Raw genomic sequence first — 22,617 nt, 5'->3', positions numbered from 1 at the left:
CTTTTAGTTATAAACAAACTCCCCAAACTCCGATGTTACGGTTACTTGTTTAACATCGGCTGCCTCAACCCGGCCAATGATTTGCGCGTCGACGCCGAAGCTTTCGGAAATAGCGATTAAATCGGCAGCAATTTCCTGTGGTACGTAAAGTTCCATGCGGTGGCCCATGTTAAATACCTTGTACATTTCCTGCCAGTTGGTTTTTGATTCCTGTTGAATAAGTTTAAACAGCGGAGGAACCGGGAACAGGTTATCTTTGATGATGTGCAAATCATCAATAAAATGCAGCACCTTGGTTTGTGCGCCGCCGCTGCAATGTACCATACCATGAATCTGGCTGCGGTAAGCATCTAACATCTTTTTAATGATAGGGGCATAGGTACGGGTAGCGCTTAATACCAGTTTGCCGGCGGTGATGGTTTTGCCGTCGCCAATATCAACCAAATCGGTAAGGTTTTTACTGCCGCTGAAAATTAGCTCATAGGGGATTGCCGCGTCGTAGCTTTCAGGGTATTTATCGGCAATGGTTTTATTAAATACGTCATGACGGGCAGATGTAAGGCCATTTGAGCCCATGCCGCCATTATATTCTTTTTCGTAAGTAGCTTGTCCGTATGATGCCAGGCCAACTATCACGTCGCCGGGTTGAATGCGGTGGTTTGATACCACATCATCGCGTTTCATGCGGCAGGTTACGGTAGAGTCTACAATGATAGTACGCACCAGATCGCCCACGTCGGCAGTTTCGCCGCCGGTTGAATAAATGCCGATTCCGGCATCACGTAAATCGCTTAAAATTTCTTCGGTTCCATTAATAATGGCTGCTATAACTTCGCCGGGAATGAGGTTTTTGTTACGGCCGATGGTTGACGATAACAGAATGTTATCAATAGCACCCACGCAAAGTAAATCGTCCAGATTCATAATAATGGCATCCTGCGCGATGCCGCGCCATACAGAAATGTCGCCGGTTTCTTTCCAGTAAGTATACGCCAATGACGATTTTGTGCCCGCGCCGTCGGCATGCATAATATTGCAGTAATCCGCGTCGTTAGTTAATATATCGGGTACTATTTTACAAAAAGCTTTTGGGAAAACGCCTTTATCAATGTTTTTAATAGCGTTATGTACATCATCTTTTGAGGCAGATACACCTCGTTGATCGTATCTTTGCGAAGAAATCATGGGCAAATATACGGCTTAATAGTTTTTTACATAGTAAAATTTACTACATTGCTAATGCCCCCTGCTAACATTATGCTCAAAACATTATCCTATAAAATAAACCGCTGGCGACTGAGACGTAACAGCCAGCGTAACTTTTTAATTTATTGCAGTGTTTTTGTAGGCTTTTTTGGCGGTTTGGCTGCTATCGCCCTAAAATTCCTGGTTCATTTTATGGAGGATGTAAGTCACCGTATTTCGGGGCACTTATATTATCACCTGGCCTACGTGTTTTTACCGGCCTTAGGTATTTTTTTAGCCGTGGCCTGGCAGCACATTATCAATCGCGATAAAATTCAAAAGGGGATAGGCAGCATTTTAGTCAACATTAAAAAGAACCGGTCAAACATCCGCATCAATAATATGTATTCGCACATTGTTACCAGTTCGTTAACGGTGGGTTTTGGCGGATCGGCGGGTTTGGAGGCCCCCATTGTGGCTACCGGTGCGGCCATAGGTTCAAACGTAGGTAAGTTTTTTAAATTAACTCCTTATGAAAAAACAGTATTGCTTGCGGCAGGGGCATCGGCAGGCATAGCGGCGGTATTTAATAGTCCAATAGCCGGCGTATTGTTCTCTTTAGAAATTTTAATAGGCGAGATAACCATCCCAACATTCATCCCTTTACTAATAGCCTCGGCAACGGGGGTAGTAGTTTCAAAGTTGTTATACTCGGGCCAATTGTTTCACCTGGTTACCGAGGGATGGGTAGTTACCGCCATACCCTTTTATATTTTGCTGGGACTTTTTAGCGGCTGGATGGCCTTATATATTAATAAGGTAGGCGGCAATTTAGAAGGCGGCATCCTCAAAAAGCAAAACAGGTATGTAAGGGCCTTATCTGGCGGTTTATTTTTGGGTGTTATTATCATGGTTTTTCCGCAGCTTTTTGGCGAGGGTTACCATTACCTGCAGGAAATACTGAACGGAAATATTGATGCGCTGAAAGACGAATCACTTTTCGCTGATTTGCTATCAAACCCATGGATCATGTTGCTGTTTATTGCGGCGTTGGTGTTTATGAAAATTATAGCGGCCGGTATAACCATAGGCTCTGGTGGTAACGGCGGGTCATTTGCGCCAACCATGTTTACAGGGGCCTTTTTAGGGCTGCTGGTGGCTTATGGCGTTAACCAAACCGGGTTAATACATTTAAACACCAGTAATTTTATAGCAGTGGGTATGGCAGGCGCTTTAAGCGGAGTATTACATGCCCCGCTTACGGCCATATTTTTGATTGCCGAAATTACCGGCGGCTACGTGTTGTTCATCCCGTTGATGATTGTATCGGCTATATCTTACATCATATCCCGTTTATCATCGCCACATAATATATACTGGCAGCATTTAATTCACGAGCAAAATATTCACCCCGGGCAGGATTATGGTATGCTGAACGCCATAACGCTTGATAGCATCATTAACCGAAAATTCACCGCAGTTGATAAGCAAACCACGGTAAATGATTTTTACAAAGTACTGGCTGCAACTGATGCTAATATTTTCCCGGTATTAAAGGAGGATGGACGTTTAGAAGGTGTAGTATTGGTTGATGATATTCGCCGCCGTTTGTTTAACCAGGAAATAGCCGATAAAACCATTGCTGATATTATGGTAGCACCTCCCACGGTAATTGATTACGAACAACCGGCCAGCGCCGTAATGGAAACTTTTGACGCCATTGACGTGTGGCAGCTACCGGTAGTTAAAGATAACCTGTTCATCGGCTTTATATCCAAATCGGCTTTGTTGAGTAAATACCGGGAGGTAATTATTGAACAGCATAAGGCGAGTGACTTGTTTGTGTAACACTGATTTCACGTATTTGAGTGTGTGTAATTGTTAAACTGGCATTACTGTTGCAACTATACCCGGTGTTATTGTTATTATTGTTTTAAATTAATGCGCTTTGTTAGCCGGTTTTTCGGTTAATTAATGCGCTTGTTCCATACCATGAAGGTAACCTATACAAACATACTATCCAGAAAAATCCTTCTGTCGTTTTTAGTATTGATCATCATTTTGGCCATCGCGGCGCTTTTTGTTAGGGATAGTATTGCCCAAAAGCTGGCAACAACTGCCCGTTTATCCCACCAGATGGAACTTGATCAATCTCGCCCGCAGCAAGTATTGCTTTTACTTCACCAGGCCGAAAGCTTGTTTCAATCATCGTTACTTGATGATAACGTTAAAAAAAGATTGGTTTACAGGCGTAAGCTTACACAGGCCTTTAACCAGATAGATACTTTACTTAAAACCAGTTTTGATACGGTAAAGTTAAACGCCGGCGAGCGCCTGCAAATCCGCAACTGGTATACTCAAAAGCTAAAGCTATCTGATAACCTGCTGCAGGTAAAGCATCGTTTTGATTCGTTGCTGGCTATTAATGGCGAGTATGATAGGGTGGTGAGTTTAAATGCTGCCCGTAGCCGAATTGATCAAGATGCCGAAACCACATACAAGGGCGGCAAAACTAAAAGGAAAGGCTTTTTTGCCCGTATAAAGGCCGCTATCAAGGATACCAATGCCTATGCAGAATCTACAGGCAAAGAGGTTAATCATTACCATAACCGCAAAGTGCTTGACGCGACCGCCCAGCGCGAACTGGCCGAGAATAATAAAGCTTTTGTCAATAAATTTAAAAGGCTACAACAAACAAACCTTGAGTTAAGGGACCTTCAAAAGCAGCTAATTGGCTTAAATACCCAAATTATTAATGAATTGGAGCAGCTGATGGACGATTTAAAACAGCTGAATTACACCATAGCAGATTCGTTCAGGAATGTGGCGTTGCATAGTTATGCCGAAGCTACGCTGTTGCTCAATAAACTTTACTTAGGCGCGCTTTTATTGGTGTTGGTGTTTGCAACGATGCTCATAGCGTTTGTAATTAAGCTGGATAGATCTGAAGTGCTTTTGCGTAAGGAAAACGACCGTGCTGTGATCATTGCCCAGCAAAAAATGGATTTGTTGCTACATATGACGCATGAAATCCGTAACCCGCTTACCGCTATAAAGGGTTTCCTGTTTGTTTTCAGTAAAACGGAGTTATCATCCAAACAGGCGGATATGCTTACCTCTATCCGCTCATCATCAGATATGCTGCTGCATACCCTGAATGATACGCTTGACGCCGCCAAAATGGAAAGCGCCGAGTTGCAGATTCATGAAGCGCCTTTTACGCCCGATATCGTACTGAAAGAAGTTACCGAAAGTATGGAGTTTAGCGCGGCCAAAAAGAAACTGGAACTCATTTACCGTTTTGAAGGTGATGCCGCCACCGTTTTATCGGGCGATAGCTTCCGCCTTAAGCAGGTGATGGTAAACCTGCTCAGCAACGCCATAAAGTATACAAAAACGGGCAGCATAACCATTAATGCCGTATTGATTAACACAGATAAAGAAACCAGGTTAGCGGTTGCTATCGCCGATACCGGCGATGGTATTAGCCAGGAGCAGCAAGCCAGCCTTTTCTCCAAATATTACCAAACCAATTCGGCCCGCGGTAATGTAGGTACAGGGCTTGGCTTATACATTTGCAAACAGTTGATTGAATTGCAAAAAGGCAGTATCGATGTTAAAAGTGAAGCAGGCAAGGGGAGTACCTTTAGTTTTGTTATTCCTTATAAGGCTGGGGCGGGAGAGGAAGTTTAGTATAATATCAAAAAATCGTCATTGCCAGGAGGTACGACGAAGCAACCTCCAAACTATACAGCGTTAATTTGCAAGTGGACCTGCTTGCTGGGAGATTGCTTCGTTCCTACCTATGACGTTTTGTAAAAGAAGTTTGTCATCCTGAGTAACCTTTATTTGCGCACAAATAATCGCATTGAAAATGACAAGTAGAAAATAGCGTTGATAATCAATATTTTATACACTTGTCATTGGCCGGAACGAAGGATCTTCTTCGCCATGCTAATTGCAGACTTTTATAGCGAAGAAGATTCTTCGTTCCTCAGAATGACAGGGTGTAGAAGGTAGTTCTTACGTCACCCCTACCTTCAAAGTCTCCGGATTTCACAACTCGCAATGACGGATCTGTAAATCACGCCATCTCCGTTTTTCAGGGTTTCCCTTACAGGTACCTCGATGATGTTTTTAATAGGGTCTTTTGCCATAAAAAATGCCACTAACCTTGAAAATTAGTGGCATTTATAATTTATGCAATTAGTGGCAAATTTAAATTAGTGAAATTCGCCTCAATCCGTGAAATTAGTGCCTATTTAATAAACAATAGCTCCCTGAACTTTGGCAACGGCCACATGCCGTCATCAACCAATTGCTCCAGTTTATCAACCCGGTAGCGGATAGGCTGGAAGAATGATTTTACCTTTTCATCATAATCAATGGCACGCTGGCGGATATCCTCTACCGCGTTGGCCGTTTTGCGCGCTTCAACCATTTGATCAACATTGGTTTTAATGAAGTTAACGTGATCAGCAATTTTGGTGATGATATCCAACTGAGCTTCATATGTTGAAGCCGGCAAGCCAAGGTCTTTTAAACCCTTAACATTTTCTATTAATTTACTTTGATAGCTTAACGCAGCCGGAATGATCACGTTTTGTACCAACTCACCCATTACACGGGCTTCTATCTGTAATTTTTTGTAAAAGCTATCTAACAGTATTTCGTGGCGGGCATGTGCTTCACGTGGCGTAAATATGCCGGTTTCGGCAAAAAGGTTTTCCGTTTTTTCAGATAGGAAGGCATCAAGGGCTTTTGGCGTGGTTTTAACGTTGGCTAAGCCACGTTTTTCGGCTTCTTTTTCCCAGTCCTCGCTATATCCGTTACCTTCAAAACGAATGTTTTTTGATTCTTTGATGTATTTTTTAATAACGATAAGCAGGGCAAGGTCTTTTTTCTCGCCTTTTTTAATCAGCTTATCTACATCGTATTTAAACCTTTTCAATTGCTCGGCAACAATAAGGTTAAGGATAGTCATCGGGCTGGCCGAGTTTGCAGATGAACCAACAGCCCTTAGTTCAAATTTATTACCGGTAAAGGCAAAAGGCGAAGTACGGTTGCGGTCGGTATTATCGGGCAAAATCTGTGGTATTTTAGGGATGCCCTGCCATAGCAGGTTATCTTCTTTAATTTTTTTGCTGATCCTGGAGGTTTCTATCTCGTCCAAAACATCATTAAGCTGGCTGCCCAGGAAAATAGAGATAATGGCCGGAGGGGCTTCGTTGGCACCTAAGCGATGATCGTTATTAACAGATGCTATAGATGCCCTCAGCAAATCGGCATGTTCATAAACCGCTTTTATGGTATTCACAAAAAAGGTAAGGAACATGAGGTTGTTTTTAGGCGTTTTGCCTGGCGATAACAGGTTTTTACCTGTATTGGTAATCAACGACCAGTTATTATGCTTGCCAGAGCCATTGATACCTGCATAAGGCTTTTCATGCAGTAACACTTTAAAGTTATGACGACGGGCCACACGATCCATCAAATCCATCAACAGTTGGTTGTGGTCAATGGCCAGGTTTATTTCTTCATAAATTGGGGCGCACTCAAATTGCGATGGCGCAACCTCATTATGGCGGGTTTTTAGTGGGATGCCTAATAATAAAGCCTCGGCTTCCATATCTTGCATATATGCGTACACCCTGCCAGGTATCGAACCGAAATAATGATCCTCTAATTGCTGGTTTTTGGCAGAAATATGGCCAAAAAGAGTCCTGCCGGTTAAATAAAGATCCGGACGGGCATTAAATAGGGCAATATCTACCAAAAAATACTCTTGTTCCAGCCCTAACGATGCATTTACCTTTTCAACGCCTTTATCAAAGTAGTGGCAAACATCAACAGCCGCTTTATCTAATACACTCAGCGCTTTTAATAAGGGTACCTTATAATCAAGCGCTTCGCCGGTGTAGGATACAAATACAGTAGGGATACATAAGGTGCGGGCCATTAAAAACGCCGGCGACGATGGGTCCCAGGCGGTATAGCCTCGGGCTTCAAAAGTATTGCGGATACCGCCGCTTGGAAAGCTTGATGCATCCGGTTCCTGCTGGGATAATGCATCGCCGCTGAAACGTTCTATAGCACCGCCATCGGCAGTAGGCTCAAAAAAGGCGTCGTGCTTTTCGGCAGTGGTGCCGGTAAGCGGTTGAAACCAGTGTGTATAATGTGTTGCGCCTTTGCCCAAGGCCCATGATTTCATGGCCGATGCTATCTGCTCTGCCAAATCGCGGGGAATAGGCTCACCTTTTTCAATAGAATTAGCAATACCCTGGTAAGCCTCTGTTGAAAGGTACTCCTTCATTTTCTTTTTATCGAAAACATTGGCGCCAAAATATTCTGAAATTTTTGAAGCTGGTGGTTTCACCTCGGGGATGGTTCTGTTCAGAACGTCCTGCAGTGCTTTAAATCGGATGTTGGACATAATTATTATGCGGTTTAATAAATGGCAAATTCAAAAATAGAACTATCCTTTAAAATATGCACCAAAATTTAATGAAATAAATGGAAGTTAATGTGAAAAAGCTACTGTTAAAATGTCTTTTTAAGATAATTTGGATGTGTGTTTTGTGTGCATTGTGGGGTAAAATTTGCTTTTTGACTTAAAATGTTTCATTTTTTACCGTTAAAATGATGAAAATATGTCTTTTTACTTTTTAAAATGATGATTTTGTATGTTAAATGTGTTTTATAAGTACTTATGTGATTTTGTTATTAAAAATTCGATAAATTTTGACCTGTTTTTATGTTTTGAATTGTAATTTTTATAATTATTTATGTTTTTGTAATCTTTTTTTTATCTAAAATTTGTTATTGTTAAAATAACTACATAATTTCATGAAATAATTTACAAAAACCCCATAAATATTATATTTTTTTTAAAAAGGTGTAGTGTTTAGTGGTCAAAACTTAAAACCTGCCCTTTTTAAGTTGCTTTTGTAAAAAATAAACCATTTGCAATCAAGTTATACGTACTATACAACAATCAAACTAAAATTAAACTATTAAAAAACAATCAAACTAAATTAAAAAACAAATGAAAGTAAGTTCTACAAAATTCAACTTCCTAAGTTCAGTCCGACAGCTGACACGCGAGAAATGGGCGCTGGGTGCTACCATTTTTACAGGAAAAATGGTGGGCCTGTTGCTGGTTTTTGGAGCAATGATGGTTTTGCCGGGTTTATTTGGCACAAAAGCACATGCTGCCGAAACCTACACCGCACATGAAACAGCGTTAATTAATACAGTTAACACTGTTTGGACACTGGTTGCCGCCTTTTTAGTATTTGGTATGCAAGCAGGTTTTGTTATGCTTGAGGCAGGTTTTGCCCGCAAACGCGAAACAGTGAATGTGCTTATGGAGTGTATTTTTGATACTTGCCTTTGCGGTTTGTTATTTTACGCTGTAGGTTACGCGTTTATGTTTGGTAATGGTAATGGCTTTATTGGCTGGGGTGGTTTAGGCGCCGATGGAAAAACCATCACTAACTGGTTCTTCCTTCAAAATACGCCTGATACTTACGGTTCAACCGGTATCCCGGTATTGGCGCACTGGATTTTCCAATACGCTTTTGCTGATACCTGTTCAACCATCGTATCTGGTGCAATGATCGGTCGTACAAGCTTCCGTGGCGATATCCTTTACAGTATAGGTATTACAGGCTTTATTTACCCAATTATAGGTCACTGGGCCTGGGGACCAGATGGTTTCTTAGCAGTAATGGGTACTTCAAGCATTTTTGCTCATTTAAGCTCTCAGCCTTTCCGTGATTTTGCAGGCTCAACAGTTGTACACACTATTGGTGGTGTAGCCTCATTGGCCGGCGCAATGGTATTAGGCCCACGGTTGGGTAGAATTTTTGCCCGCGACGATAAAGAAAAAGGCGGATTACCTGCCGGTCATAACTTATTAGTTGCCGCGGTGGGTGGTTTCATCCTGTGGTTTGGCTGGTATGGTTTTAACCCTGGTTCAACTTTATCTGCTATGGATATGCAAGGTATTGGTCGTGTTGCTGCCAACACTACGCTTGCAGCTTGTGCCGGTGGTTTTGCCGCTATGTTGTTTGCATTGTGGTTTGGCCCAACCAAAGGTAAGTTTGATTTGGCTTTCACTATAAACGGTTTCCTTGCAGGTTTAGTTGCTATTACCTGCCCTTGCTACTGGGTTAGCCCGCTTGGTTCTATCTTGTTAGGCGCTGTTGCCGGTATGGTGGTATTTGGTGGTATTTACTTAATTGAGTATTTCCGTATTGATGATCCGGTTGGTGCTGTGTCTGTACACGGTTTCGCAGGCATCTGGGGTACCTTATCATTAGGTTTATTTGCATCTGGTCAGTACGGTGCTACAGGCCCAACCGGCGCCGATAACTCTGCACCTGTAAAAGGTTTATTTTACGGAGGTGGTTTTGAGGTATTGAAAGCGCAATTCATCGGTAGCTTTACCATTACTGTTGCTGTATTTGTGGTAACTTTTGTAATGATGTTTATCATCAACAAATTAGGCCATCCATGGAAATTACGTATCGAAGAAGAGGGTGAAACAGGTGCTGGTGGTATCGATGTATTTGATCACGGTATCGAAGTTTATCCACCTCAGGATGATGAGATTAGCTTAAGCGGCCTTTTTGATAAAGGTGTAAAAGCTCCATCTGCAGTATAATATAATACAAAAGTACCTTGTGTGGTTGGTTGCGTTACCGACATAATCAGCCAATCACACCAGGTATTTTATAATGATCTTTTTACCGGCTTTAATAACAGCGATGTTGTGTGTGAGTTTATTAGCCAGCCGAAGCTTAAAATAAAATATTTAATCAACCCAATCAATCCACAATTAAACAAACTGTTTACCATGAAAAAAGCTGCTTTTAATACTCCTTCCTAATTTATAAACGCGTGTTGCAATCATTTGCAGCCGTAATATAATCAAGAATATTTATTGAAAATTACCCCGAGGCCAGGTGTAAAACCGGGCTTAATGGGAAAGCTTTGTTCAACCCTAATCAAAATCAAATCAATTAAATCGTTATCATGAAAAAAACACTTTTACTTTTATCAGTTTTTAGCATTGCGGCTTTTACGGTTAAAGCCCAGGACACAGTAAAAACCACGTCTGATGCGCCTTTGGTAATCTACGGTTCGGTAGATACCTATTTTAAAAATGATTTCTCAAATAAGCCTAATATTCAAACCTCTTTCGGATCAGATCAAAACTCTGTTTCTATTGGTATGATTGACCTGGGTTTGAAGAAAAAAGTTGGTAAAGCTTCATTTGTGGGCGAAATGTCTTTTGGTCCGCGTGGTCAGGAGCAATCAATTCCTGATGCAACTTTAGGTGGCCTGCCTACTGGTACTTCAAGCTACCACATCCAGAATTTATATGTTAGCTATGATGTTACTGATAAATTTAACTTAACCGCTGGTTACATGGCAACATTTGTTGGTTATGAGGTAATTAGCCCGACTGCTAACTTTAACTACTCAACTTCGTATTTATTTAGCGCTGGTCCGTTCCAGAACGCTGGTTTCAAAGCTACTTACGCTTTTTCTGATAAAGTAAGCTTAATGGCAGGTATATTTAACGATACCTGGAATACCTATCGTTCAACTTCAACTACTCCCGAAGTATCAACTTTTGGTGCTCAGTTGTTTTTAGCGCCTGTTAAAGGATGGACAGCTTACATTAACCTGGCAAGCGGTAAATTCTCTGGTACTGTATTGGATTTAACTACTGCTTACCAAATTACCGATGCCTTTAAACTTGGCTTAAATGCTGCTAAAAAATCAGGCGGTGGTGCTCTTAACTATTATGGTTATGCATTGTATCCTCAAATCGCTGTTTCAAAAACAGTTACCTTTGGTTTACGTGAAGAGTATTTCAAAGCAAAAGCTACCAACAGTGGTTCTGACATAGGCATTGCACCAGGTAACTCTGTATTTGCATCAACTTTAACCGCAAACATCAAAGCAGGTCCGTTAACTTTTATTCCGGAGGTTAGGTTAGATCACACTAAAAACCTTGACGCATTTGTTAACAGCGATGGTGTAGCAACTAAATCAGCATCTCAATTTATCTTAGCTGCTGTTTACGCTTTCTAATTTTTAATAAAAGCAATATTTTACAAAAAGCCTCCTGATATAACCGGGAGGCTTTTTATCTTTGGAATAGAGTCAAGAATTAAGAGTCAAGAATCAAGACAGAAGTTTTTCAAATTTCGATTAGAATTTGAAATGCTTAAACCTTGTTCATTGATCTCCAATGCAAAGCAGACATGCTTTTTATCTTGACTCTTGATTCTGTTTCCCACTATGAAAAATATCATCGTTGCCTTAATATTCCTGCTGTCGGCTAAAATTGCTTTGGCTCAAAAAGACTCCCTGGCTTTTGACGAGCGTAATAAATACATTTACTACCAGGCTACCGAGCAACCGGGTTTAAGTAAGGATACCCTGTTTAACAGGGGCGCTCATTTTATGAGCAAAGCTTTCCCTAAAGGCAAATTTAAAGTAACCCAAAGCGACGAAGCAAAAGGTGTGTTAACCGGCGAGGGTAGTTTTATTGTACCTAAAAGGTCGTTGATCTCCAATAGCCTGGGTGGTGAAATAAGCTACACTATGCAGATAGAGGTTAAAGATGCCAAATATCGGTACTGGTTTACCGATTTTACCTTTAGTCCTTACAAGCGCGATAGGTACGGAATGGAAGTGCTTACCCCCGGCGTAACCACTGCTATGGAAAAAGGTAAAGATGTGCTTGATAAAAAAGATTTTTCGGTTTACCTGGATAAGATCTTGCTGAATAGCCGTCAATATGGCAATACATTAAAGGCATACATGCTTAAAGTATCTGCAAAGCCAAAAGTCGCGGATAAGTCGATAAAGAAGATATCGACTAAGGAGTGGTAAAAGCCTCACCTAAATCCTCTCCAAAGGAGAGGACTTTGATTTGCAGGGCTTGAGCCGAAAAAAAACTATTTTATCTTTTGAATATTGCTTTTATAAGTCCTCTCCTTTGGAGAGGATTTAGGTGAGGCAAAAAAAAAGCTGCCTCTTTAACAGAAGGCAGCTTTAATTTTTTGTTGTTATTTGGTTCGTGGCGAGAATTAATAACAATTACGTTAATTGGAGTGTTTGTTTAAATGTACTTGTAATGTTTGTGTTTTGAGGGGATGTTTTAACTGGCACCTCCTTTCTGATTTTAATAAGCTCAATTCAATTCGTGAAATTCGATTTAATTCGAGAATATTCGTGTGTAATTATTCGAGTACTATAATTCTTCGTCGTGTTGGCTGATATCCAAACCTGCGGCTTCTTCTTCTGGTGTTACACGCAATTTGCTAATCTTGTCGGTAATGATCAACAATATGTATGAGCCAACAAAGGCAAAAACCGATACGGCTACCAGCGCGATAAGGTGGATGAAAAATAATTTGGTTTCACCATAAAACAAGCCATTGCCGGTGCCGTTACCACTGTTAACATTAACGTGTGCAAAAACGCCTGTAAGTAGCATGCCAACCATACCGCCTACGCCGTGGCAAGGAAATACGTCAAGGGTGTCATCAATGCTGGTTTTACTTCTCCAGATCACTACCAGGTTACTCACCATAGCGGCAACTATACCTATAATTAATGAATTTGATATGGTTACAAAGCCGGCTGCGGGAGTGATGGCTACCAGCCCTACAACCGCGCCAATACAAGCACCTAAAACTGATGGTTTTTTACCCAGCATCATATCAAAAAAGATCCATGAAATGGCAGCGGCGGCAGATGCTGTAGTGGTAGTGGCTAAAGCTGTAGCAGCAAGTGGGTTTGCGCCCAGGGCCGAACCTGCGTTAAAACCAAACCAACCAAACCATAAAAGGCCTGTGCCTAATAATACGTAGCTGATGCGGGCAGGAGAGTGCGCTTTTTCATTACGTTGTTTTAAGTATAAGGCAGATGCTAAAGCAGCCCAGCCCGCGCTCATGTGTACTACGGTGCCACCGGCAAAGTCAAGTACGCCTAATTTAAAAAAGAAACCATCGGGGTGCCAGGTAGCGTGTGCCAATGGCGCGTAGATGAATACCATAAACAGGCAAAGGAAAATAAGGTATGAGTTAAAGCGGATACGCTCTGCAAAAGCGCCAGTGATTAAAGCCGGCGTAATAACCGCGAATTTTAGCTGAAACATGGCAAATAATACCAACGGAATGGTAGGGGCCAATGGCCATACATCGTTGCCAAGCATGCCTTTCATCATAAAAAAGGTGCCCGGGTTGCCAATAAAGCCGCCAAATTCGTCTTTGCCAAACGCAAGGCTAAAGCCAAATATTACCCATAACACGGTGATAACGCCCATGCATACAAAGCTTTGCATCATGGTTGATAATACGTTTTTTTTGCTTACCATACCGCCGTAAAAAAAGGCCAGGCCAGGTGTCATGATCAATACAAGGGCAGTACTAACTAATAGCCATGCGGTGTCGCCGCTATCAATTTTGCTGGTTTTAATAGTAGTTACAAGGTTTGAAGGGTATATAAGGGCAAGTACAATTACAACTAATAGTACGCCAAATGGTATGAATTTTTTCATGCTTCGGGTTTTAGGGAGTAGTTAAATTAAGTGATTAAAACACTGCCCGGTACCCAATCAAAATACCGGGCAGTATAAAACTATACACGCAGGCACCCAATCAAAATGCCATGGTGTATCAAAAAGTACTTACAGGGCACTCAATCAAAATGCCGTTCAGTATTTTAAACTAAATTTTAAAAAACAATAAAATACGGGCGTGTAATCAGCATGCCGCGTATGAAATTGCTTTTGTTACTACCAGAAATCGTGGAATGGAAAAAGGATGAGTTTGCGGAAGCGAGAGAGTTCGCCTGTGCCCCAACCGCAAATAAAACTGAGGTATTTAAAATGTATGGAGTAAAAATTGGGGCTGTTGTAAATACCCTGCATGGAGTGCGACCCCCTGTGTTGCTGCAGGTTTAATAGTTGTGAGGGCGCGCTGTTTAATATAAACTCACAACTGTAGGGGTTATAATGTTGGTGACGCGCCGTTGTGGCCGATATTGACGTTTTTTTATCGTCGGTGTGGTTGGCATGGTACAATCCTCCTCTTGCCGAGGCCGAAAAGCCCGGAAAAAGAAGAAAAAATAAGGCAATAAACCGATAAAGCCTGTTGTCCATTTCATAAAAGTAGTAAAAAAATAAAATAAGTGTGATTTTTTTATAAATATTTTAACTTTTTATTGTTTTATGTGATAAATCTATATTGATTTTTAATTATTAATTGTTTTTTAAAAAGTTTTGTATGTTTTACTGTGTGGATATGTCTATTTTTTATAGTTGAGTTGAAATATTTCCCAATAATGGCAAAGTGTTTAAGGTTAATCACTGTTAAACTAAACGATTGGGCTTGTTTTTCTTTGATTTTCGATAAAAGCTAATTGCAATTTGGCTGCACTTGTTAGCGAGGGCTAATGTAATTTCAATAATGATTTGCTAATCATCCGACTACTTAAATTACCTGCAAAATCATTCTGCGCCAAATTAAATTCTGAAAAATTCGATTTTTATCTTGTTTTATAAAATATAAATACTTTATATTCGTTAATTGTAAAATTTAATTCTGTAAATATGTCAATGACGAAATTTAATTTGTACGAGATGGAGTGGCTCGATCTTGTATTTGATCAGCGTAACAAAAGTTACGGCGCGTATGAATTGCGGCAACATTACAGCCGTACCATGAGTAAGGCTATGGGGCTGGCCTTCGCGGTAGTAGCGGTTTGGGGAATAGCAAACTTTGCATTCCGGCATAAACCAGGTGCTGAACCTTCAACCATAGAGCATGTTGTTGATATATTACCACCGCCACCCCCTGTATCACCCGAAAAGCAAAAACAGGTAATCCCTCCACAATCTGCCGCGTCTAATTTACCTAAGGATGTATCTAAAAAGATCAACTTTCCGCCGCCTGTTGTAGTGCCCGAAGAAAAAGCCGTTGATCCTCCCACTACAGCCGAGCTTCAAAAGGCTGTTATATCCAATGTAAATCAGGATGGGCAAGATGCGACGGCGGGGAATCTTTTAATTGATAATGGGATTAAAGACGGACCCGGCGGCCCGGGTGTTACTGAAGATGTATCCATCCACACGTTTGATGCTATAGAGGTTTTGCCTACACCTGATGGCGGGATGGAAGGCTGGGCTAAGTTCCTGCAAAAAAACCTGCGCTACCCGGCCGTTGCACGTGAAAACAATGTACAAGGAAGGGTAATTTTGAACTTTGTGGTGGAAAAAGATGGATCGATATCCAACATTAAAGTGGCCCGCGCTTTGGGTTCTGGCTTAGATGAAGAATCTGTAAGAGTACTTAAACTGGCCAAGCCCTGGAAGCCCGGCATTCAAAACGGACATCCGGTAAGGGTTGCTTACAGTATCCCTTTCAATTTTCAACTGGCCGAAGGCGAGTAATGTTTAAACCATAAACACGGCTGGTTTGGTGAACTTAAAATGAAACTTTAATGAAATTTATTTTTCAGATAAATAAAATATTTTAAGATTTTATAAAATATAATAGATGTTGTAACGTTAATATAGAAATTTAATTCTTAAAATTATGCCTTACACGAAATTTGATTTGTACGATGCCGAGTGGCTCGACCTTGTATTTGACCATCGCAACAAAGAGTATGGAGCTTATGAATTAAGAACCCATTACGGGCAAACCATGACTAAAGCCATGGGCCTTGCCTTTGGTGCTGTGGCTATTATTGTTGTATCCAGCCTTATGTTTAAGGTTAAACCGCCCGAGTTGGTTAAAATAACGCCGGTTGAAATTATGACTTTTAAAACCATTAAGCCCGTTGAGCCGGCAAAACCTGCAACGCCTGCAAAACCGGCCCAGCCACTAAAAGCCACACCGCCTGTAAAAACCCTGCAAAACCTGCCGCCGGTAGTGGTACCTAATGATCCGCCGGTGCAGCCGCATACTACTACCGAGCTGTTAAATAGTACTATTGGCAGTACAGATAGTAAGGGTGATGATAAACCGGGCAATGCGATGGATAATACCAAAGCGAATGATGGTGGTGGCAACGGACCGGCGGTAGATAACACCATACATGATGTAAATGCCGGCGGCCTTGAAGTAATGCCCGAGCCTGTTGGTGGCAGCGCTGCCTGGAGCAAGTTTTTAAACAAAAACCTGCGTTTCCCGGCTGCAGCACAGGAGCAAGGTATCTCTGGCAAGGTATTGATGAGTTTTGTGATTGAAAAAGACGGAACGCTATCAAATATAAAAGTAGAGCGTGGCGCGGGTTTTGGTTTTGATGAAGAGGCCAGCCGCGTACTCAAACTGGCCAAAGCCTGGAAACCGGGTATGCAAAATGGGCAGCCTGTGCGTGTTAAATACGTTATACCAATGAATTTTCAATTAGCCGATGGCGGATAAAGATGGTGAATAGTGAGTGGTAAGTAGGATTTTGTGTGTAGATAGGTAAGTGTATGATTGGAGGTAAACGGAGCTTGTTCGTTTACCTTTTTTATTTTTATATAGTTAGCTAAAGGCTTTCGGCTTTAAGCATTTAGCTTTAAGCTTTTCCTAAAGCAAATACTATCCGGCAAATCAACATAAGGGCCGTATTTAGCAATCAGCACATAGCCCGATTTTGGATACAAGCTTAAGGCTTCCACTTGTTTGGCGCCGGTTTCCAGTACCGTGTAAATAAAACCCAGTTCGCGTGCCCAGGTTTCTAATTCAGCTAATACCTTTTTGCTGATGGCGTTTCCGCGGGCTGCGGGTTGTACAAACATCCTTTTTATTTCTACCGCTTCGGCATCAAAGGGTTTAAAGCAGCCACAGCCGGCCGGCTGGTTATTTAAGTAGGCAATAACTACGGTATCAATTTTTTCGATTACGTTATGCTGATCGTAAATGTCCATCATCTCGCCATTGCGCTCGCGCAGGTCGGCATCCAGTTGGCTAACCAGGTTTCTGAAATCAAGATCGTCGCTATTGGTTCGTTTAAGGTTGATGATATTCATAAAGGCAAAAATAATATTATGGATGGTAAAGCTATCTTGCCATAAATTAAAAATTATAAGGGTGAACTTAGGCGTTTTTTTTCTTTTGTCTAAAAGTCCTTTATCCGTTGTCTCTTACTCTATTTCAGAGTACAACCTGTGCGATTGCTATTTATCGCCACTAATATTAAAACCTTAAAAACCGAGATATTAAATATATCGTTTATAGTAATAACAAATTAAACCTAAGGGAATGGAAATTTTAGCGAACTACAGCGTGAAAACCATAGCTGGTAATATCCGTACTACCAGGGAGCGTTTAGCGTATTCTCAGGAATACCTGGCCGCCAAACTCAAAGTATCACAAAATACCTATAGTAAAATTGAACTCGGCTACGTTAAACTTACCCTTGAACGTTTCTTTAAAATTTGCCAGGTACTTGAAATCGACCCAGCCGAAGTAATCAACGCCGAACGCGCAGCAGCATAGGGAGTAGAATCAAGAGTCAAGAATGAAGACTTTTTCTGAATCTCTTTTCTGTAAAGTGACTTCAATCCAATATTCTCAAAATCAAATAGTCCTATAAGTCAAATAGTCTAAAAGTCCAATAAGTCTAATTCTTAGTTATTCCCGTCTTATATAAACTCGGCGTTGTTCCCACAATTTTTCTGAAGGCCCTGCTAAAATAGTGCTGGTTGTTAAAGCCGGCTTTAAAGCAGGCATCCGCTATGCTGCAGTAGGGGTTATGTAATAGTTGTTTGGCAAACTGGATGCGCTCCTTAATAATATAATCAACCGGCGAAATTCCCATTTCGTGTTTAAACGCCCTAAAAAAGCTTGCCTTGCTCATATAGGCCCTCTGGCTTAAGGCATCAATGCTCAGTTTATCGGTAAGGTGGTTTTTGATGTACTGCAAAATGTAGGCAAAGCGGTTATTTGTACCCAAATGCTGCATGTTTTCCTTTACCTGGTGCAGGTTTTGCATCTGCATAATGCGGATGAGTAGTTCCTTAAGGGTAAGGTTGGCCAATACATCTTTGGTAAGTACATCGCCGGTACTGATGCTAATAAGTTTATTGATGAGTTGCGCGAGTTCATGGTTATTAAAAAAATGAAACTGCTGATAATTGAGCTGCCACAAGTCGTCATTGGCACGGGGATAGTTCTCGTTCAAAAAATCGAGCGTGCTTTTGATCTCCTGGTGATTGATAGCCAGGGCTGTGCATTGCGATGGGTTAAGCTCCGATGCCTCGGGGAAATCAATGGTCATGGTAACGTTGGGTGGTACAATAACGGTTTCGCCGGGCAGGTAATCAAAGCCGGGTTTATCAAACAGGTGCATTACCTTTTTACCCCGCAACATGCTGGTAATTACAAGGTCGTTAAAGGTAAGGGGTACCAGTTCGCTGCGCTGATAAGTTTCGTAAATATTAAGCTCACAATGGTTTAAGGTATAGGCACGGCGGTTTTCAACCAGCGTGTGCAACTCGCGCCTACCGCTCAGGGTAAACGGAGATACCAGGTTTCTCTCATTCATAATTGGCTTATTTAAAAGCAAGTTAGGGATAGTTAACAATAGTTTGCAAATCAATTTTACTTTGAAACTATTGTGCACCCAATTGAGAGTATTGTGCAAAAGGCCGATGATGCCCGCCGCTAACTTAGCCTGTACCAATTCAATAAAACAAAAAACTATGAGTACAGCGCAAAGACCATCCTTTAAGGATAAGTACGACAATTTTATTGGCGGCAAGTTTGTTCCGCCTGTTAAAGGCGAATATTTTGATAACATATCGCCCATTGATGGCAAGGTTTTTACCAAAGCCGCCCGCTCAACCAAAGAAGATATTGAAGCCGCCGTTGATGCAGCTACCGAAGCTTTTAAAACCTGGAGCAAAACAGCTGCTACCCTGCGTAGCAATCTGCTGCTTAAAATAGCCCAGGTAATTGAAGATAATTTAAGCTATCTGGCTACAGTAGAAACTATAGATAATGGCAAGGCCATCCGCGAAACCATGGCCGCCGATTTGCCTTTATGTGTTGACCACTTCCGCTATTTTGCAGGTGCCATCCGTGCCGAAGAAAGCAGCATCAGCGAGCATGATGAGTACACCGTAAGTATTAACTTACAGGAGCCGCTTGGTGTGGTAGGCCAAATTATCCCATGGAATTTCCCTCTACTAATGGCTACCTGGAAAATTGCCCCGGCGCTTGCCGCCGGTTGCTGTGTGGTGGTAAAACCTGCCGAGCAAACGCCAACCAGTATTATGGTATTGATGGAATTGATAGGCGATATTTTGCCCGCAGGTGTATTAAATATTGTAACCGGTTTTGGGCCGGAAGCGGGTAAGCCGCTGGCTACCAATTCGCGCATTAGCAAAGTAGCCTTTACCGGCGAAACCACTACCGGCAGGTTGATTATGCAATATGCGTCAGAGAATTTGATCCCGGTTACCATGGAGCTTGGCGGTAAATCGCCCAATATTTTCTTTGAATCTGTTGGGGATGCCGATGATGAGTTTTTTGATAAAGCGGTAGAAGGGGCTGTGCTGTTTGCCTTAAACCAGGGCGAAGTTTGTACCTGTCCATCGCGCATGCTGGTGCATGAAAATATTTACGATAAGTTTATGGAGCGGGTTATTGCCCGCACCAAGGCCATTAAAATGGGTAATCCGCTGGATTCAAGTACGATGATGGGCGCGCAGGCATCCAATGATCAGTACGAAAAAATCCTGAGCTACCTGGATATCGGTAAAAAAGAAGGGGCCGAGGTATTAGCCGGTGGCGAGGCGCAAAAGTTGGATGGTGATTTGGGCGACGGCTATTACATAACACCTACTATTTTTAAAGGCAACAACAAGATGCGTATTTTCCAGGAAGAAATTTTTGGTCCGGTGGTATCGGTTACCACTTTTAAAACGGTTGAGGAAGCGATAGAGATAGCCAACGATACATTGTACGGATTAGGAGCCGGCGTTTGGACCCGCGACGCGCATGAAATTTACCAGGTACCACGCGCCATACAGGCCGGCCGTGTTTGGGTTAATTGTTACCATGCTTACCCGGCACACGCGCCATTTGGCGGCTACAAAAAATCGGGCTTTGGCAGGGAGAATCATAAAATGATGCTCAACTACTACCGCCAAACCAAAAATATGCTGATCTCTTACAACAAGAATAAGCTGGGCTTTTTTTAGCACCGGTTCATTGCTAAAGGCGTCTGCGAAATGTTTGGGATTTTGCAGCACCTTTTATCGTTTGATAACAAAAAGGAAGTTGACAATAGCGGGGGCTTGAGCGAATCCCCTCTTGAGAGGGGCGGAGGGGTGTGTTTATGCAAGATGCTGAGAACGAGGGACAGCACACCCCTGCCATTGCTCAAATCCCAACGCGCCCCTCTCAAGAGGGGATTTGAAAAAACTGAAACCCATGACACCAAGAATATCATCCACCCCCGCAGCCGAAGGCGTTATAGCACAGCTAAAAGAGCGCTTTGGCCCTTTAATGTTTCATCAAAGTGGGGGCTGCTGCGATGGCTCATCGCCCATGTGTTTTGAAAAAGGCGACTTTAAAATTGGCGGTAGCGATGTAAAAATTGGGGAGGTAGTTGGCTGCGAATTTTTCATGAGCGCAGATCAGTTTGAGTACTGGAAACATACCCACCTAACGCTGGATGTAACGCCTGGTCGTGGCTCCAGCTTTTCTATCGAAATTCCGATGGGCATCAGGTTTATCATTCGCTCAAGGCTGTTTACAGATGAGGAACTGGGTAACCTTGAGCCGGTAGTTTATTACGAGTCGTAGGTGCTTTTGTTTTCTTAATAAATCAATACCTTACCTAAAAAGATATTTTCGCTTTTTAATAAACAAAATTGTTGTTAGATTGCTTAGCATTTCTAAAACATCAGTAAAAGTTGGAAAACTTTAGTCCCCAGATTCAATCAGATATTAAAGCTGTAGCCAGCATTTCGGTAGTCCCGTCAATTTTAGAAGTTATTTGCCGTACCACGGGTATGGGCTTCTCGGCCGTAGCACGAGTTACCGATGAAAAGTGGATTTGTTGCGCCGTGCGCGATGAGATAGCTTTTGGCTTAGGCGTTGGCGGCGAACTGGTACTGGAATCGACCATTTGCCACGAGATAAGGCAAAGCGGACAGGGGGTGATTATTGACCATGTGGAGCTTGATTCACATTTCAGAACTCATCATACACCGGCCATGTATGGTTTTCAAAGTTATATCTCTATTCCCATTATCCGCAAAAATGGTGACTTTTTTGGTACGTTATGTGCTATCGATCCAAAGCCGCATGTATTGAATACTACGGAAACAATCAACATGTTCAAGCTTTTTGCCGAACTGATCTCCTTTCACCTGGATGCATCGGATAAGTTGGCAATCAGCGAAAAAAGTTTGCTTGAAGAACGTGAAACCGCCGAACTGCGCGATCAGTTCATTGCCATTTTAGGGCATGATTTACTTAACCCGGTAGGGGCTGTGCTCAATGTTGCCCAGTTGCTGTTGCGCATCCCGTCGGATGAGCGCGTTACCCGCATGGCCAACATTGTACAGGATTCGGCCTACCGTATGAAGGCACTTATTGAAAATATCCTCGATTTTGCCCGCGGTCGCCTGGGCGAAGGTATCATTCTTAAGCGCGGGGATAACGAACCATTGGAAGATATGCTGACCAAGGTACTTACCGAGCTGCGCATCATCTGGCCAAACAGAATAATTGAAACCAATTTTGATTTTAGCGCGCCCGTAAATTGCGATGGCAGGCGCATAGCGCAACTGTTTTCAAATATATTGGGTAACGCGCTTTCGCATGGGGAAAAAGATATGCCGGTAATGGTAGAGGCCGTTAGTAAAAATGAGGGCTTTACACTTTCTGTAACCAACAGCGGCCACAAAATACCTACCCTGGTTATGGAACGCCTGTTTCACCCTTTTTACCGTGGCGAAGTAGATCCGCACAAAGAAGGCCTGGGGTTGGGATTATACATATCTTCAGAAATTGCCCGTGCGCATGGCGGCGCCCTAACCGTTAAATCAACCGACGAAAATACCTGCTTTACCCTTTGGCTACCGGCCTGCTAAGTACAAGTTGCTGTTAAATATCAGGGCATTCCCCGGCCGGTATAAGCCGGGGCCGGGCTATTCAATTATACGGCCTCAGGCCTTATTCACGGGCCGGTATTCGTTGCTATCCCTAATGCGGAAAATGTTATTTAAAATCACAGGATTTTGTTGGTAATTGCTGTAAGTGGCTGATAGCCAATTAAAAAAGTGTTCCATTAAGTTGATTTTGATGCAATGTTAAATACTTGATAATCAACGCTAATGCGTTCCAAAGCGTTCCACGTGTTCCACCCGTTCCGGTGGAACACTATTGAAAATGC

17 protein-coding genes are annotated in these 22,617 nt (G+C 42.2%); 11 read left to right on the top strand and 6 right to left on the bottom strand.

Features of this window, described 5'->3' with window-relative positions:
- Positions 1 to 3: 3 nt before the first annotated feature.
- Positions 4 to 1,185, bottom strand: a complete 1,182-nt coding sequence (locus QWZ17_RS02500) for an AIR synthase related protein (protein ID WP_290303305.1) — start codon at positions 1,183 to 1,185, stop codon at positions 4 to 6.
- A gap of 54 nt (positions 1,186 to 1,239) precedes the next feature.
- Between QWZ17_RS02500 and QWZ17_RS02495 the strand changes: the two genes are divergently transcribed.
- Together QWZ17_RS02495 and QWZ17_RS02490 are read left to right on the top strand one after the other, a co-directional pair.
- The gene (locus QWZ17_RS02495) at positions 1,240 to 3,033 is read left to right on the top strand and encodes a chloride channel protein (protein WP_290303304.1); all 1,794 of its coding nucleotides are present in this window, start codon (positions 1,240 to 1,242) and stop codon (positions 3,031 to 3,033) included.
- A gap of 144 nt (positions 3,034 to 3,177) precedes the next feature.
- The gene (locus QWZ17_RS02490; RefSeq protein WP_290303303.1) at positions 3,178 to 4,878 is read left to right on the top strand and encodes a sensor histidine kinase; all 1,701 of its coding nucleotides are present in this window, start codon (positions 3,178 to 3,180) and stop codon (positions 4,876 to 4,878) included.
- Between the two features lie 565 nt (positions 4,879 to 5,443).
- On the opposite strand, the gene QWZ17_RS02485 is transcribed toward QWZ17_RS02490, so the two are convergent.
- On the bottom strand, positions 5,444 to 7,618 hold the full coding sequence (locus QWZ17_RS02485) for a glutamine synthetase III family protein (RefSeq protein WP_290303302.1): 2,175 nt from the start codon (positions 7,616 to 7,618) through the stop codon (positions 5,444 to 5,446).
- A 612-nt stretch (positions 7,619 to 8,230) separates the two neighbouring features.
- Between QWZ17_RS02485 and QWZ17_RS02480 the strand changes: the two genes are divergently transcribed.
- The 3 genes from QWZ17_RS02480 to QWZ17_RS02470 all read left to right on the top strand — a co-directional run bounded on the left by QWZ17_RS02480 (position 8,231) and on the right by QWZ17_RS02470 (position 12,099).
- The gene (locus QWZ17_RS02480; protein WP_290303300.1) at positions 8,231 to 9,853 is read left to right on the top strand and encodes an ammonium transporter; all 1,623 of its coding nucleotides are present in this window, start codon (positions 8,231 to 8,233) and stop codon (positions 9,851 to 9,853) included.
- Between the two features lie 371 nt (positions 9,854 to 10,224).
- Positions 10,225 to 11,292 carry a porin gene (locus QWZ17_RS02475; RefSeq protein WP_290303299.1) on the top strand — a complete coding sequence of 356 codons (1,068 nt, stop codon included), beginning with the start codon at positions 10,225 to 10,227 and terminating at the stop codon, positions 11,290 to 11,292.
- 210 nt (positions 11,293 to 11,502) lie between these two features.
- Positions 11,503 to 12,099: a DUF4468 domain-containing protein gene (locus tag QWZ17_RS02470; RefSeq protein ID WP_290303298.1), complete on the top strand. Its 597-nt coding sequence runs from the start codon at positions 11,503 to 11,505 to the stop codon at positions 12,097 to 12,099.
- Between the two features lie 361 nt (positions 12,100 to 12,460).
- On the opposite strand, the gene QWZ17_RS02465 is transcribed toward QWZ17_RS02470, so the two are convergent.
- Both QWZ17_RS02465 and QWZ17_RS02460 read right to left on the bottom strand, forming a co-directional pair.
- Complete coding sequence (locus QWZ17_RS02465) at positions 12,461 to 13,771, bottom strand: ammonium transporter (RefSeq protein ID WP_290303296.1); 1,311 nt, start codon at positions 13,769 to 13,771, stop codon at positions 12,461 to 12,463.
- A gap of 237 nt (positions 13,772 to 14,008) precedes the next feature.
- On the bottom strand, positions 14,009 to 14,374 hold the full coding sequence (locus QWZ17_RS02460) for a hypothetical protein (protein ID WP_290303295.1): 366 nt from the start codon (positions 14,372 to 14,374) through the stop codon (positions 14,009 to 14,011).
- A 456-nt stretch (positions 14,375 to 14,830) separates the two neighbouring features.
- On the opposite strand from QWZ17_RS02460, the gene QWZ17_RS02455 reads away from it, so the two are divergent.
- Together QWZ17_RS02455 and QWZ17_RS02450 are read left to right on the top strand one after the other, a co-directional pair.
- Complete coding sequence (locus tag QWZ17_RS02455; protein WP_290303294.1) at positions 14,831 to 15,664, top strand: energy transducer TonB; 834 nt, start codon at positions 14,831 to 14,833, stop codon at positions 15,662 to 15,664.
- 145 nt (positions 15,665 to 15,809) lie between these two features.
- Positions 15,810 to 16,643, top strand: coding sequence for an energy transducer TonB (locus tag QWZ17_RS02450; RefSeq protein WP_290303292.1), 834 nt, complete (start codon positions 15,810 to 15,812; stop codon positions 16,641 to 16,643).
- Between the two features lie 125 nt (positions 16,644 to 16,768).
- On the opposite strand, the gene QWZ17_RS02445 is transcribed toward QWZ17_RS02450, so the two are convergent.
- Positions 16,769 to 17,236 carry a GNAT family N-acetyltransferase gene (locus tag QWZ17_RS02445; protein WP_290303290.1) on the bottom strand — a complete coding sequence of 156 codons (468 nt, stop codon included), beginning with the start codon at positions 17,234 to 17,236 and terminating at the stop codon, positions 16,769 to 16,771.
- A 232-nt stretch (positions 17,237 to 17,468) separates the two neighbouring features.
- Between QWZ17_RS02445 and QWZ17_RS02440 the strand changes: the two genes are divergently transcribed.
- Entirely contained in the window at positions 17,469 to 17,705 is a 237-nt protein-coding gene (locus QWZ17_RS02440) for a helix-turn-helix domain-containing protein (protein ID WP_290303289.1), read from the top strand.
- A gap of 124 nt (positions 17,706 to 17,829) precedes the next feature.
- On the opposite strand, the gene QWZ17_RS02435 is transcribed toward QWZ17_RS02440, so the two are convergent.
- Positions 17,830 to 18,753, bottom strand: coding sequence for an AraC family transcriptional regulator (locus tag QWZ17_RS02435; RefSeq protein ID WP_290303288.1), 924 nt, complete (start codon positions 18,751 to 18,753; stop codon positions 17,830 to 17,832).
- Between the two features lie 157 nt (positions 18,754 to 18,910).
- Between QWZ17_RS02435 and QWZ17_RS02430 the strand changes: the two genes are divergently transcribed.
- The 3 genes from QWZ17_RS02430 to QWZ17_RS02420 all read left to right on the top strand — a co-directional run bounded on the left by QWZ17_RS02430 (position 18,911) and on the right by QWZ17_RS02420 (position 22,315).
- Positions 18,911 to 20,413, top strand: coding sequence for an aldehyde dehydrogenase family protein (locus tag QWZ17_RS02430; protein WP_290303287.1), 1,503 nt, complete (start codon positions 18,911 to 18,913; stop codon positions 20,411 to 20,413).
- A 232-nt stretch (positions 20,414 to 20,645) separates the two neighbouring features.
- Positions 20,646 to 21,020 (top strand): DUF779 domain-containing protein, encoded by a 375-nt coding sequence (locus QWZ17_RS02425; protein ID WP_290303285.1) that lies wholly within the window; start codon positions 20,646 to 20,648, stop codon positions 21,018 to 21,020.
- 110 nt (positions 21,021 to 21,130) lie between these two features.
- Entirely contained in the window at positions 21,131 to 22,315 is a 1,185-nt protein-coding gene (locus QWZ17_RS02420) for a GAF domain-containing sensor histidine kinase (protein ID WP_290303284.1), read from the top strand.
- Positions 22,316 to 22,617 lie beyond the last annotated feature (302 nt).

Source organism: Mucilaginibacter flavus, from assembly GCF_030409315.1.
Classification (GTDB): domain Bacteria; phylum Bacteroidota; class Bacteroidia; order Sphingobacteriales; family Sphingobacteriaceae; genus Mucilaginibacter; species Mucilaginibacter flavus.
This window is presented reverse-complemented; position numbering and strand designations above follow the sequence as displayed.